Genomic DNA, 13,907 nt, shown 5'->3' with positions numbered 1-13,907 from the left:
GTTGAAATAGTAAGCCTTAATCCAACCGATGATTTATACAAAAACGAGAAGCTTAAGAAAAAAGTTCTATGACAACTTACTTGACAAACACCGTTTCTTCATCTCTTTGTGCTAATCTATTTACATCCAACTTCTGCTCTATCTTTATAGGCTCTTTAACTATTTTCTCCTTATTATGGTCATTATTGTTTTTATGTTTTAACTGTTGATTATAACTCTGATTGTTATTCATTTTTCTTTCTTCTTTATCTTGATTTTTAACATCTTGATGAAATTCTTTCTTAAAATCTTTTGGTTCGTTTGCTAATTCTTTAGTTCTATTTAAAAGTAATTCTTCAGTTTCTTTTGTATCTAATTTAAATTTTTGTGTTAATGAACCATTTAAGGAGTTGACATCTATTCCCTTATCCTTTAATTCCTTTATCTTCATATTTTCACTTTCATAAATGTCTTTAAGTTTATCTAACTCCTTAATATAATCTTCTTTATCATTCAATAACATGTTATTATCTTGTATTTTATCTCTCCCAAATTCATTTAAAATCTTTTCTTCTATATATGACGCTCTATTTCTTATACTTGCAAATTCATCTTTGTTTTTAAGGGTATCTATTAATTTATCTTGCTTCCCTTTTAACTTGATTTGTGTATCTAATTCTTTGTTAAATGCTTTATTCTTATTTCCTTTGAAATCCTCATTGAATATTTTAGACATATCTTTAATATGACTATTGATCTGTTTTCTAACTTCTTTAAGCTCATCATACTCTTTATATCTAGAATACTTTTTATCATTTTTATTTATATTTCTATCAACCATATTATTTTGAAGTTCGAATTTTTTCTGCCACAATTTATATATCTCTTCAATTTCTTTGTCTTTATTATCTTGTGCTAAATGACTATTTTTAACAACTTCTTGTTTCTTATTTATACCATCATTTAATTTGTCTATCCTGTTTTGTATATCTTTATTGCTTAATGTACTTATATGGCTTTTAACATTAAGTTTATTTTCAAAAGGCTTTACACTTTTTATTATATTTTCTTCTTCTCCTTTTACAAATTTTTGAGGATCTTCTCCTTCTAATTCTAACTTTCTTATTATTTTTGTTGCTTGATTAATTTGTGATTCTGTAAATTTCTTTTTTCCTAGTTTTTCTCTAGTATCTGCTTCCTTTACAAAATCAGTATAGTTTACCTTATCCCTTCCTAGTCTATGAGCTTTAAATTCAGATTTTCGCTTTTGTTCATTATATTTTCTATTTAAATATTCATTAGCCATTTCTTTATATCTTTGTTGTTTCTTCCTGCTATAAAAATCCCCTGCTGCCCCCTTTGTTTTTACTAAAGTTTTTCTAGCTGTTGTATTTACTCCCTTGCTAACCTTCTTAGCTTTATCTTTTGTATATCCTGAAACTATGCTTTGGTAATCTTTAATTCTTTCTTTGGCCTTTGATGGAGATTTAATCTCTCTTCTTATGTTCCTTTCTCCCTTAGGTACTGCTTTTATAATTGCTGCTATCTTTTCCCTTGAGTGATAAACTGAAAATGTAACTACGGCCATCAAAATAAGAGTCACAATTAGTCCATTCGAATCTATATTTGTGAATATTACTGCATTTATTACTAAAAGTAAGGATAAAAATAAAGATACAAATATCTTTATAAATGAATATCCTGCCATTTTTATGGCCCATCCTCCTAGAACATTACTAAATCTAGGGATTAGAGCTATTGTAAATATAAATGGAGCTAAGAGAGAAAATATAGTGACCATAACTTGTGCTACTATAGACAGGGCACTTAAAATAATTATAATAATGGACAAAACCATACTGAATATCAAAAAAAGTATTAGAGTTCCAAATCTTGTAAAAATTCCTTCTAATCTTAAAAGAGAATTATCTTCAGATAGATCATTGATTTCATCTACTCTGTCATCATCATATGGATTGTTTTGTAAAATATTTCTTGTGAGTTTTTCATTTGAGGTACCACCTAAAACTAATGCTTGCCATGGCTTATGAACCATCACATCCCAAATCATTCCACCTGCTGAGACTAAGGCATCATTAGATTTAGAATCAAAACGTTTATATCTTCCATAAGTAGCTTTAAATATATCATCTGAAACTTCCACTGAAAAATCATTTATTTCCGTTAAATACTTAGTTGGATTGTTCATAAATATAAATGCACATGTCAATATGACTATAGTTTTTATTGCATTGTTTAATACTGTAGCTTTTCTATCTGCTACAACAGTTGCTATTATACTATAAAGTCCTATCAAAGCAACTATTGTAAGCATTACTTTATCAAATGTGGCAATTTTTAGAGCTTCTATTATCATATCTATATAGTTTCCAAACATATCATATAAATCTGCTTTATAGGCAAAAAGCATTATAAATATTGTTATTTTACAAATCATTTTTTGCAATGCAAAAAGTAGATTGTTTATGGAATTTACATTAGATATTAATTTTTTAATTGGATCAAATAAAGTTGAGTACTCTTTTATATCTAAATAATAGTTGCTGCTTTTATACTTTGTTATACTATTTTCTAGACTATCTAGATCTGAATAATATTTTTTCAAACTGCTGAACACACCATCTACTGGATCTTCCTGTATATCATATGAAGCATAGGCAAATGATGCAGAAGAAAAAAGAATATATAAGATTGTTAAAAATATAAAAAGTTTTTTCATCTATACCTCTCCTATATTGCTTCTTCTGATTCTATTTTTTCTGATGGAGGTGTCGTATCAAATGCTTCATCTAAGAATTTATACATTATGTCATGTTGCATTTTTCCTATTCTTCCATCTAAATCTTGGAAAAGACACTCCCCTTTAGCATGTTCTAGGTTCATTATTAAGTCTATATTTTCCTCTGTAGGTGGAAGTCTTAAAAGTTCGAGCATATTTAATATTTCTTGCTTGTTTTCTGATTTATATATAAATTTAAGTGCTAAGTGATCTGTTATTCCTTCATCATCCAGATCTTTTGTGTTTTGGCTTATAAGTTGAAGCCCTGCTTTCATAGCTCTTCCTTCTCTTGAGAGTTTGCCAATGAGCTCTTTTCCTTGTTCAGTTCCTGTTATAACCCAACATTCATCTAATTGTACTAATTTATATATACTTCGGTCTGAATGTACTAACTTAACTGCGAACTGTCCTATTTCATAGATTAAAGCACTTGAAAGTCTCTCGCTTAAATTATAGTTTTTTATTTCCTTATTCTTATCAGGAAGAGTTAAGTTTTGAATTTGAACTACTGTTAATCTAGTTTCTAAATCAAATGTTTCTTCATCCCCAGTTCCAAACAAAAGGTTACCAAATGTCAAATTTTTTAGTCCTTCATAAAATTCTCCTAGATTTCTGAATCTAGCTTTATAATTAGGATCTTCTTCTTTTTCATACATAAGTTTAAAGTGTTTAATGGTATGACTAAGACATGGTTTACTCTGATTTTTAGCATATTCAACAGCTCCCATAATTTGAGTTAAATCGTCATCGTTCATTTCTTGTCTTACCATACTCATTACAGATACTGCTGCACTGCCTGCAGCTTCCAAGTCATTTTTGTATATTACAAATGGATCAAGTTTTCCCCTATCCTGTTGTTTTTCAGTTAAAGTAATTACTTTACAATACTTCCCTAGCCCTAAATCTTTGTCCCAATTTGTTCTGTCTCCTTTAGGGTCTATAGATAACACTTTGCCTCCAGAAATTACTGTTTGGTAAGCTAAATTATTTGCCCCGTAACTTTTCCCTGTTCCCTGTTGTCCTATAAATGCCATATTTCCATTTTTATTGTTCATTGGTCCTCTAGAAGTATCTAAGTATATAGGTTGCTCTAACTGGCCTAATTTCCCTATATATGGCCCCTGTGAGTCTCCTAAATTCTTAGTTCCTATAAATATGCTCCCTGCTAAAGTTTTAGGTGGTAATTTATGAATATAACTCTGCTCATATCTCCCTGCTCCAGGAATAAATTCATTAAATAATTTAAACTGACTTCCTGCTGGATTCTCAACTTGAAACCCCATATCTTCATAGAGGTCTTTTAAAAAACTCACCTTTTCCTGTAACCTTTTTAAATTTGTATCTGAAATACATAAAACTATAGATGTTAGAAGCATAGGTTCTTTAGTGGCATCAAGTTCATTCTTTTGTTCTCTGATAGTCATTTCATCATGAAGTAAAGAATCATCAATGTTATTAAACTTTGATGCATGCTCTTTTTGGTCCTTAATTTCCCTTTCCTTTTTAGAAACTATATCTAAAGCTTCTCTATTTTCAAGCTGTTCTACATGTATCATTACTTCAACTGGAAAATATAAGTCTTGAATTAAATAGATATATTCAGCTCCTGGAAAAATTAACGTATTATCAGGAATATAAGAAAATGTTAAGAACGCTTGATAACTTGTTTTTGTCTCCCCTTCAATTATTTGTTTGATTTCTATATGACGTGACTTATTTTCAAAATCACCTTCAGTTAAACTTAATATATCTCTTTCATATGGTCTTATAGCAACCTTACCATTTCTCTTTATTACATCTCTTTTTGGTTTGAAAATCTCTTTAACCTTTCTCTTTATACTTTGGCCATTAATCTCTATTTCTCTTTCCTCATCTTTTTCATCACCCCTAATAGATATATTTGCAATTGATCTATAAAAATTTCTTTTTATAAGATTTTGTATCGTATATTCATACTCCCTCTCTACATTGACCCATCTCTTAATCCTTCCAAAAAGTTTTACTTCAAAATCTAAATAACTATTTAACTCATATTCAAATATTTCAGGTGCTGATAGATTCATTACATGATTTACTGCTCTAATTGGTTCTTTTATAAGGGAACTTAAAAATTCTTTGCTGGTTAAATACTCCCTTCCCTTTTTTTTTAATTTAACTAAAAGATAAATTCTGTATTTATTACCTTCAGTGCTACTTTTCGTCTTAAGATATTCACAACTTCCATCTAAATATTCTAAAGCTAAATCTCTAAGTGGTCCTTTCATCCTTGCTTTGAGCTTTTCAAAGTGTTCATCTGCTGAACTGTTGAATGGAAGAAGTAATATCTTATACTCCATACCTACATTTACCAAAAGCCTTGCTAGTCTATTTCTAGTGATTTTTTTTAGATCATGTGAAAGATACTCATAATTCTCACCCATAAGTCTATATAAAGCCCAACAATTCTTACTTTGGTCAAATATTAAGTTACTTTCATAGTACTTAGTAGGAAAAGTATATCCTGCCATTTATCTCTTCCTCCTTTTTAAAAGTTTATAATCTATTTCTGATATACGTCTTACTGTTCTATATCCTATTTGCGAAGAATAATTTATTTTATTTTCGTCTTTTATAGGTTTATAAAGGTTATATTTTTTATCTTGAAATAAAAAACTTAACTGATCTCGGAAGAAAATATGTGGAGGTTTTCCGTCTAAAGTCATCTTAGTAAAAAATTTCATTATCAAAAATGGATACACTGCATAAATACAAATAGGATCTCCCACTAAAGGGATACCCTTTAGTGGGATTACTTTAGAAAATATGGTCATAAAGACTAATCCCAACATAAAAAAAGCAGCTTGTCTTGATGATACTGGAAACCAAAGAGGTATTCCAAATAGGTGATACATTACAATTTCAGTCTGCCAAGCTCTCGTATAAGTTCTCATTATTTCAAATTCTCTATTATCTTCCATTTAATCAACTCCTAAAAAAACACACTATATAACCAATCTGCCCCTTTTTTTAAAAACTCTGGTTTATAAACTAATACAGCTCCTAATATAGCTGTTATTACAAATCCTATAAGCTTATTAGTCGCATTTTTAGTAACATGTTTTGTAATATAAAAAGCTACAACGACTAAAAATATAGTTGCTATTCTTTCCCTAGCATAGGTTGTTGCATTGTCTATTGGATCTCCAGCTGCAAAAGCTATTGTTGTAAACAAGAACGTTATAAACAAGGTTAAGACTAATACTTTCATTAAACTATTTTTCTTTATTTTCATATTTTTCATAAATATTACCCCCTCTAATTTTTAAGTTTTTTATATACCATCTTTCTTCTTTTTTAACTAAATCAATATTATAGTTTTGATGAAATTCTTTATTTGATACAGAATCCTTAAGTTTTACATTTACTATTGCCTTAAAGCCACTATTTTGTTTTAAATCAAATACATTAAACTCTTTTATATCTAAAAAAACAAACCTACCTTCAAATCCCCTTTGAGGTAAGCCATCATCCATGTAATATGCTATTTCTGTAGATTTTCCACTACAATAGGTTTTAAAGAAGTTTTTCATTATCTCCTTAACCTTTTCTGTTTCACTTATATAAAGTTCTTCTCCTTGATCAAATTTAATATAGTCAATATCAGGCTTTGTAGGTTCTGGAATCATTACAGGAGTATCTTCAACAATGAAGCTACCATCAGATTCTGTTACAGGTACTTTAAGATAAATGGAGCTTGTCTTAACTTTTCCATCTAAAAATTTATAGGTTACATCACCCTTTACAGTTACGTTGTACTGATTTCCTTTTAGTTTTTCTATATCAAATACAAATACGTTTTCTGCTTTACTACTTGCCTTTACACTTGCCAAATTAGACAAATTTATATACTCTGCTCCAAATCTATGAACCCTTTCTTTATAATCATTATATTCATCCATACTTTGCTGAATATCGTAGGTTAGATATTCTTTGACAAAACTAGAGGCTACTGCTGCTGGTGCTTGCTGCTCTAGTTTTATTTCAGGTATTTGTATCTCTTGAGGCTTTGTTATTACATCCTTTGCCACTGATTTTGCCACTAAAAATATTAGTAAAATCCAAAATACTATCCTTAGCACTCTTTGTATATTATCTTTTTTTAGTTCTATTGATTTGCTTTTTTTTCCTAAACCAAGCATTTCCTCACTTCCTTCTATAGAAAATCTTCGTCAACTGTAACCCATGGGCTTGACTCTTCTTTTTCTTCATCTTCTTCCTCTTCATATCCTAGGTCCTTTACTTCTGGTGTTTCTTCATCTTCTTCATCTATACAATTATCTTCTACTATTTCCACATTATCTTTTATCTCTGCCCTTTGGTTATCTCCTACTATTAGGGTAATTCCTTTGTCATAATTTCCCTTTTTTATATCGGTATCTTTAAACCAGTATCCTTGAAATTCTACTGGCTCTGCTCCCAATGAAAATAAAAATCTTCCTTTGATATCTTCTGGAAGGTGCATTGCATCAGGGCTTCCAAGAATCATTATTGAAGGCTCTTTATCGGTCATTCGTCCTGATATTCTTGCACCCAGATTGTTTTTGATTTGGCCTTTTATTACTTTTGCGTCGGGTCTTTGCGTCGCCAAAATCATATTTATACCTGTGGCCCTTGAAAGCCTTGCTAAACTACTCATTTTTCCTTCTATTTCTTCATACATTTTTTTATCTTCTTTTGATACTCCTGATGAATCAAGGAGTTCAGCTATTTCATCTACTATTAAAAATATCCTTGATAGTTTATCATCTTCGGATACTTTTTGATTATATTCGTTTAGATTTTTTGCTCCCTTTGTTTTGAATATTTCTATCCTTGCATGATGTTCTTTTACTAGACTATCTAGTATTTGCATTACTCTTTTTCTTTCAAATACTACTTCTCCAAAATCCTCAAAATCGCCTAATTCAATTCCTCCTTTAAAATCTATGAAGAAGGCCTTTGCTCCTTTTTTTATACATTGCCAGGCTATTGATCTTTCTAACACGGATTTACCTGAGCCTGTTAGCCCTGCTATGAGCATATGTGGAGTCTTGTTGAAATTTAGAGTTATTGTCTCCAATAGCCCTTCACCTAAAACTACTTCAAAATCTTCTTCTGGTATATATTCATCTTTCCAAGGATAGGTTTCTTTGATGTTGTATTTTAGAGGAACTGTTGTTAATTCAACTACATTTTTACTATCTTTTTTATTTTTGATTTTTACTACATTTGTGTTAAATGTGGCCTCTATAATTCCTTTTTTTTCTTTCCAATCTTCTATTGGTATGCCCTGACTTTCAAAGGTAAATATTGTTTTTTTCCCTTCTTCTATTTTTTCTAAAAAATCGGGATATTTTTTAATATTATCATTTTTTACATATAGTCCTAGATTTTCAAACTTTTCATCGTATTTTTTCTTTTCGGCTTTGATTTCATAAGGTACAGTTATCATTTTTACAACTTTCTTATTTCCTTTTTTATTTTTTATTTCTAATATTCCTTCATTCATAACTGTTTCCAGTTCTTCTATCTTTTTTCTCCACTTTGTTACTGGAATATTAGTTGAGAAAAGATAGATTTTTTTTTCTTTGTTTTCTATAACTTTTAGTAGTTTAGGAAAATCTTTGATAACTATTTTCTTTCCATCTTCAAATCTCTCTTTTTTTAGCCCAGAGTAAAGTCCTACAGCTTCAAACTTTTCATCAAAAGAATTTAAAAGCTCCATCTCTTTGTCCCCTTTGAATTTTAGATATATAAGTATGGATAAAACTGATATTATCTTTATTACTATGGGATTTTTTAATCCTTGTACTAATTTTGAAGTAGTTGAAATCCTTGTTGCTATTTCTTCAGCAAACAGAAATACTGCTGCACAAATTAATACAAAAATAAAAAAGCCTACTATCTCAGAGTAGCCTTCTTCTTTCTTAAATATCTTTTTTATTCCATATTTCATGCTTTTAAAATAGTTTATAATCCCTCTAAATATATCTGTAATAAAACTCCCTATTTGCTCTTCAACATCTGCCATAAAATAAATCACTCCTTTCGTGTGGGGATGAAACCTAAATAGAAAATATACAATCCTACATATATCTAACAAAAAATAAAAACCTCATATAAATATATAATCAATCCTCTATATTTAGTCTTATTTCTTAGTTTTTAGTTGTTTTTATACAAATAGCTTGTTTTAGAGGTTTAGCCCTCTTTTCTGCTGTTACTTGTTAGGTAATTCGCTGGTAATTCTACGGTAATTCTAAGAATTAGTGTTCAGTTTATATACTAATTAACATATCAGTTTATATATGAATTGATACATGAGTTAATATATGGGTTACCACTTGAATTGATAATTCACTTTAAACATCAACTATTAGCCCATTTAATACAAGAGTTAACCTCTTTTTTACTGTTCATTTAATAGAAAGCTAAAGGGGTTATTTTTAAAGTTTTCATCTAATGTAGTAAAATAATATTTTATATTTTCTACTTTTGTTTTTTCTACTAATGCTTTAAGTTTTTCTGTTCTAGTTTTATGATTTGATACAATTAATACTGCTGGATGTATGTTTTCAAATATCTCATTTATCTTTTTTGACCTATAGAATTTTTCATAGTTTTGTATCTTTTCGGCAAAACTTTTTAATGATTCTGTACTCCTATCATATTCCAGAAGTAATAAAATCTTTGCTAATTTACCATCTGGAAGTTTTTTCAAAATCTCTATTTTGGAATCAGGATTAAATACTATTTCTCCTCCCTCATATTGAAAACTTATTCTTCCTAATCTTCTCTCTCCCAAGAACTCTTTTACTTTAAATTCTTGTGAATTTTCCATACAAACTCTAATCTCTGCTATATCTAGTGTATGCTTGATTGCTCCTAATGACACGACATTGTCTCTTGGGTCCCAATTGACCTCTTTTTTTTCTAATCCTTTATTTGCTGCAATAAAAAAAGCCCCTTGGTTGTCAAGGAAATATACTCCTTCACCACTTCCAGGCTTACTCCTCTTTTTTATATATGGAAAATCTCTATGGACCAATCTATTTTCATACATGTTTCTTAATACACTTCTTATATAATTACCTGAATAACCAGTATACCTAATTATTTGTCTTGTTGTTGCAGCTCTCATATCATAAAGAAAATATATAATATCTTCTTTAATTTGATTCATAGGATAGTTCATCAAATGAAGATATGGATTTCCTTTGATTTCTACCCTTTCACGATTTCTTGTTCCATTTTTATATTTTTTCATATTTTCTCCCTTCTTTTTTATTTCTATAAATAGACACAACTATACCGTCATTCTATTTTAGACGTTTTTGATAATCTGCCTAACTTTTTTCTAATTCTATACATTCTATTACAAACAGATCCAGGAGTGGTATCTAATTCTTTAGCTATTTCACTTCTTGTTTTTCCCTCCTGGTACAGAAAATACACCGACTTCTCTTGAGGACTTAGGATATTTAATTTATCTCTTTTGTATTTCAATATTTTGTTGATAGCTCTATTAAATGTTTTATGTATTGTACTCGGAGTTAAGTTTAAGATTTCTGCTACTTCCTTGGTAGAATGATTTATTTTTAATATGGCTATCTTCTTTTGTTGGTCTGTTAATTTTATTTTTTCTATATCTTCTACTGATATGCCATTCATTTCATATAAAATCTTTGATTTTAGCTGTACTTTTATATCCTTTATATTATTCTTCATCCATTTAACATTTTCTAAATTCATATCATCAAATATATCTTTCTCTTCTCTTTCTTTTAAGTCAGATATAAAGTAGTTTATGTTTTTCTCTGTACCTTCATATTCTGAATACAGTTGTAACCAAGATGTACCTAAATCCATTTTTTCACCTCCTTTAACAATTATAAAATTATTTCTACCTCCCAATTAGTTGTCATTTAATTATCTAATAATTACATTATAATATATAAAATGTTACATTTCAAGTAAAATGTAACATTTTATATATGTTTTTATTTCTTTTTTGCTGATACAATGATACAATAAGGACACAATAACATTGAGGTGATATTTATGATGAGTTTAGGAAAAAGGTTGAAATATTTGCGTAAAAAGAAAGGATGGACTCAACAAGAAGTTGCTGATAGACTTTCTATTTTAAGAGTTACATATACATATTATGAAAACGATAAAAGGACTCCTGACTTAAATGTCCTTGTTAAATTATGTAATCTATTTTCAGTCTGTTCTGATTTTATATTAGGACTTACTAATGATCCAAACCCCTATGCTTCAGAAGAAAATCTCCACACAATAATTAGTTTGAGTGAAAAACTTTCTTTTGATGATAAAGAAATTGAATCAAGAGATAGGAAAATAATATTGAAAACAATAAAACATGCTCTAGAAATTATGGAAACTATGGAAGACGATGAAGATTGTGGTGAAGATAATGAATAAATGCTTTATGTACAACGTGTTTTGCTTTTTTGATAGTTTTGTCGTTTAAATTAGATGAATTAAGTTCAATATCTATTATCTCTAATACATTAGAATCTATTTTTTTAAATTTCTTAAATTCTTTTAAAATTGCCTTTTCTAAATTTGACATTGCACTTCCTCCTGTGTGTAATTATGTTTCCTCTTCTTAATTTTACCACATATCCTAAGAATGTCAAACACATGTTCGGATAGAGAAAATAAAAAAAATCCTCTAAAATAAAGGATTTTAAAACTTTAAGTTGAAGTATAAAAGAAACCCAAAAGAATTAAGATTTGATTTTAATTTATTTTTGTATTATAATGTTTCTAAGGAATAAGAGCGTAACTTGGTACATACATATTTAGACAAAATTTTTATATCAATTATCACAAAAAAAGTAAATAGCTGTTACTCCGCAAAAGTAACAGCCCAGCTGGTCTTATACCAATAACCAGTCAAAATTGGTTGCACACAATGGTTGCACACAATCAACCATATATTCAAGTTACTTATATATTATCATATATAGGTATAGAAGTAAAGAGGTATTACTTCAAAAATATATAAAAAAATGTGTGTAACCTCCAAAGTTCAGGGAGGTTTTTTATATGAAGAATTATAGAGATTACAAATTAAATTTAAATATAAATCACAACTGGGAAATAGCATATATACCAGGTGAAAAATACAAAAAAATGCTAGATTTAAGTAAAGCAAGTATACATATATATCTATATCTAACTCTTAAAGCAAATAAAGGCGTTGATTTAGGGTTTATAAGAAACTTAACTACCATAAATATATCTAAAGTATATACTATGCCTCTAAGGACTGTTCAGCAGTGTATGCATGATTTGGAAAAAGCTGATTTAATCAGTAGGACTAGACATAGAGATGGTAGCTTTGATGTTTACATACAAGGCTTTGAAAACCTTAAAAAAGATATAAACTACATAAAAGTACCTGGTTTTGTATTTCATGACAAATTTCTTAAATATAATAAAGCTGATATGATAGGACTACTTGATCCTTATTTTGCTATATATAAAGATACTATTGCTTCTATACAGCAAGTAAAAAATAACAGCCATCTTGAAAACTGGCAAGTTATAAACAAAGAAGGAATTAGAACTGGTAGAATTTTTACTGAAGATACCTTACTTAAAAAAATTAAAAGGGTGTCTAAAAGAGATCTAGATACTGTCATCAGAAATATAAATGATTCTGGCTTTATGCAAATAGTTGATTTAAGTGAAAAAGACACTATTCCTTCTAAAACTAGGAGGTTCATGATTAAGGCTACAAATGCAATTAAGTCTTTATTTAAGCCTAAGAAGCAACATTCTTTCTTAGAAACAAATAAATTGAATTTTAAAGAAGTTTATTCAAGTCTTAGAAATCTATCTCTTGAAAACTACTTTGTTGAGAAAAAAGAACTAGAAGATCTAACTCAAATGCATGTCCAGTATGGACAAGGATTATTCCTTAGTGGATTACTAAGCCTAAAGGGTGTAATACAAAGGTATAGTAAGCCCGTGAATGATGCTGGAGAAGAAATTAAAAACCTATGCAGCTATATTAGAGTATGTATAGAAAATTTCCTCATTGAAATCCAGGAAACAAAAAATAATAGATTTAAAAACTTAATAATACAACAAAACTAACGGGTTCTATAAATTATAACAATCTTTAGTTCCTACCCGTTAGTTTTTCATGTCCTTTTTTACCTTCTTATTAACTTTTCTTTATTTAAACATCCTTTTAATTTATATTATCAAGTTTATATTTGCAAATATTTGCAAATTTTTCCAATAGTTTGATAGTTTAAGTATTTTTTATGTAATAAACGCAAATTATTTATTTATTAACATTATTAAACGCAATTTTTTTATTTATACATACTACTAACGCAATTTTTTTATTTATTAACATTGCTAAACGCAAATTATTTAAAAATATAAGAATTTAACGCAAAAATTTAATGAACTAACGCAAATTATTTACACCTAATACGCAAATTATTTAAAAATATAAGTCTTATGATTTAGTATTTAACACTATTATAGCCATATCATTGAAACTCTATAACCACTAATTATTATATTCACTAATGTATTTATAAATACTGATTATTAAAATATATGATTATTATAGAATAACTAATATATTTAAAATAAACTGATTAAGATTCAGAAAAAAACTCTGAAAGTTAGTCAATTTTATTTATATTTGCATCATAATCAATATGCTCATAATTGATATTATATTAATATTATATTAATATTAAATTATAATTATTATTATAGAGTTATAGAAGTGAAGAAGTCAAGAGTATTAGAACTATAGAAAAGTACTATTATAATAATTAAAACAAGACAACCATAGGAATAATATAAAATATATTAGTAATGATAAAATATATCTTATATAGTATTTAGGAGTTAAATCATAAGAAGATAAGAAGTATAGAAGTGCAGATAATATATAAGAATAATCTAGGACACTGAATTTATATATATTGGAACACGCAAATTATAATATAAATATTTTATTAGAGGGTCTGGGTGTCGTCGACCTCCAGTAGTGCAAAAACCCCTGGAGGTCGACGACATTTATCGTTTTGGTAAAAATATTGGTGTA

The 13,907-nt window shown here is 28.4% G+C and carries 11 protein-coding genes; 2 read left to right on the top strand and 9 right to left on the bottom strand.

Features of this window, described 5'->3' with window-relative positions:
• Positions 1-76 precede the first annotated feature (76 nt).
• The 8 genes from Q326_RS0113865 to Q326_RS0113830 all read right to left on the bottom strand — a co-directional run bounded on the left by Q326_RS0113865 (position 77) and on the right by Q326_RS0113830 (position 10,666).
• Positions 77-2,719 carry a CD3337/EF1877 family mobilome membrane protein gene (locus Q326_RS0113865; protein ID WP_026895927.1) on the bottom strand — a complete coding sequence of 881 codons (2,643 nt, stop codon included), beginning with the start codon at positions 2,717-2,719 and terminating at the stop codon, positions 77-79.
• A gap of 11 nt (positions 2,720-2,730) precedes the next feature.
• Positions 2,731-5,286 carry an ATP-binding protein gene (locus tag Q326_RS0113860; protein WP_026895926.1) on the bottom strand — a complete coding sequence of 852 codons (2,556 nt, stop codon included), beginning with the start codon at positions 5,284-5,286 and terminating at the stop codon, positions 2,731-2,733.
• Positions 5,287-5,736 (bottom strand): TcpE family conjugal transfer membrane protein, encoded by a 450-nt coding sequence (locus Q326_RS17470; RefSeq protein ID WP_051531509.1) that lies wholly within the window; start codon positions 5,734-5,736, stop codon positions 5,287-5,289.
• Positions 5,737-5,747: 11 nt separating this feature from the next.
• Complete coding sequence (locus Q326_RS0113850) at positions 5,748-6,059, bottom strand: hypothetical protein (protein WP_026895925.1); 312 nt, start codon at positions 6,057-6,059, stop codon at positions 5,748-5,750.
• Entirely contained in the window at positions 6,031-6,957 is a 927-nt protein-coding gene (locus tag Q326_RS0113845) for a conjugal transfer protein (protein ID WP_026895924.1), read from the bottom strand. The genes Q326_RS0113850 and Q326_RS0113845 overlap by 29 nt, the downstream gene beginning before the upstream one ends.
• Before the next feature lie 14 nt (positions 6,958-6,971).
• Positions 6,972-8,828, bottom strand: coding sequence for an FtsK/SpoIIIE domain-containing protein (locus Q326_RS18045; RefSeq protein ID WP_051531507.1), 1,857 nt, complete (start codon positions 8,826-8,828; stop codon positions 6,972-6,974).
• A 378-nt stretch (positions 8,829-9,206) separates the two neighbouring features.
• Positions 9,207-10,064, bottom strand: a complete 858-nt coding sequence (locus Q326_RS0113835; RefSeq protein WP_026895923.1) for a replication-relaxation family protein — start codon at positions 10,062-10,064, stop codon at positions 9,207-9,209.
• Between the two features lie 47 nt (positions 10,065-10,111).
• Positions 10,112-10,666, bottom strand: coding sequence for a sigma factor-like helix-turn-helix DNA-binding protein (locus Q326_RS0113830; protein WP_026895922.1), 555 nt, complete (start codon positions 10,664-10,666; stop codon positions 10,112-10,114).
• 192 nt (positions 10,667-10,858) lie between these two features.
• Here Q326_RS0113830 and Q326_RS18040 point away from each other — a divergent pair, with 192 nt between their 5' ends.
• Positions 10,859-11,245, top strand: a complete 387-nt coding sequence (locus Q326_RS18040; RefSeq protein WP_084489665.1) for a helix-turn-helix domain-containing protein — start codon at positions 10,859-10,861, stop codon at positions 11,243-11,245.
• Here Q326_RS18040 and Q326_RS0113820 read toward each other — a convergent pair.
• Positions 11,205-11,396, bottom strand: a complete 192-nt coding sequence (locus Q326_RS0113820; RefSeq protein WP_026895921.1) for a hypothetical protein — start codon at positions 11,394-11,396, stop codon at positions 11,205-11,207. The two genes, Q326_RS18040 and Q326_RS0113820, sit on opposite strands and share 41 nt — an antisense overlap.
• Before the next feature lie 479 nt (positions 11,397-11,875).
• On the opposite strand from Q326_RS0113820, the gene Q326_RS0113815 reads away from it, so the two are divergent.
• Positions 11,876-12,931: a hypothetical protein gene (locus Q326_RS0113815; protein WP_026895920.1), complete on the top strand. Its 1,056-nt coding sequence runs from the start codon at positions 11,876-11,878 to the stop codon at positions 12,929-12,931.
• The last annotated feature ends 976 nt before the right edge of the window (positions 12,932-13,907 follow it).

Origin of the sequence: Clostridiisalibacter paucivorans DSM 22131 (genome assembly GCF_000620125.1) — a bacterium.
Taxonomy (GTDB): domain Bacteria; phylum Bacillota; class Clostridia; order Tissierellales; family Clostridiisalibacteraceae; genus Clostridiisalibacter; species Clostridiisalibacter paucivorans.
This window is presented reverse-complemented; position numbering and strand designations above follow the sequence as displayed.

Excerpts from the sequence above, each read along its gene's own strand:
- Q326_RS0113865 (WP_026895927.1), bottom strand. The coding sequence starts at position 2,719 with ATGAAAAAACTTTTTATATTTTTAACAATCTTATATATTCTTTTTTCT.
- Q326_RS0113845 (WP_026895924.1), bottom strand. The coding sequence starts at position 6,957 with ATGCTTGGTTTAGGAAAAAAAAGCAAATCAATAGAACTAAAAAAAGAT.
- Q326_RS0113815 (WP_026895920.1), top strand. The coding sequence starts at position 11,876 with ATGAAGAATTATAGAGATTACAAATTAAATTTAAATATAAATCACAAC.
- Q326_RS17470 (WP_051531509.1), bottom strand. The coding sequence starts at position 5,736 with ATGGAAGATAATAGAGAATTTGAAATAATGAGAACTTATACGAGAGCT.
- Q326_RS0113850 (WP_026895925.1), bottom strand. The coding sequence starts at position 6,059 with ATGAAAAATATGAAAATAAAGAAAAATAGTTTAATGAAAGTATTAGTC.
- Q326_RS0113820 (WP_026895921.1), bottom strand. The coding sequence starts at position 11,396 with ATGTCAAATTTAGAAAAGGCAATTTTAAAAGAATTTAAGAAATTTAAA.
- Q326_RS0113830 (WP_026895922.1), bottom strand. The coding sequence starts at position 10,666 with ATGGATTTAGGTACATCTTGGTTACAACTGTATTCAGAATATGAAGGT.
- Q326_RS18040 (WP_084489665.1), top strand. The coding sequence starts at position 10,859 with ATGATGAGTTTAGGAAAAAGGTTGAAATATTTGCGTAAAAAGAAAGGA.
- Q326_RS0113860 (WP_026895926.1), bottom strand. The coding sequence starts at position 5,286 with ATGGCAGGATATACTTTTCCTACTAAGTACTATGAAAGTAACTTAATA.
- Q326_RS18045 (WP_051531507.1), bottom strand. The coding sequence starts at position 8,828 with ATGGCAGATGTTGAAGAGCAAATAGGGAGTTTTATTACAGATATATTT.
- Q326_RS0113835 (WP_026895923.1), bottom strand. The coding sequence starts at position 10,064 with ATGAAAAAATATAAAAATGGAACAAGAAATCGTGAAAGGGTAGAAATC.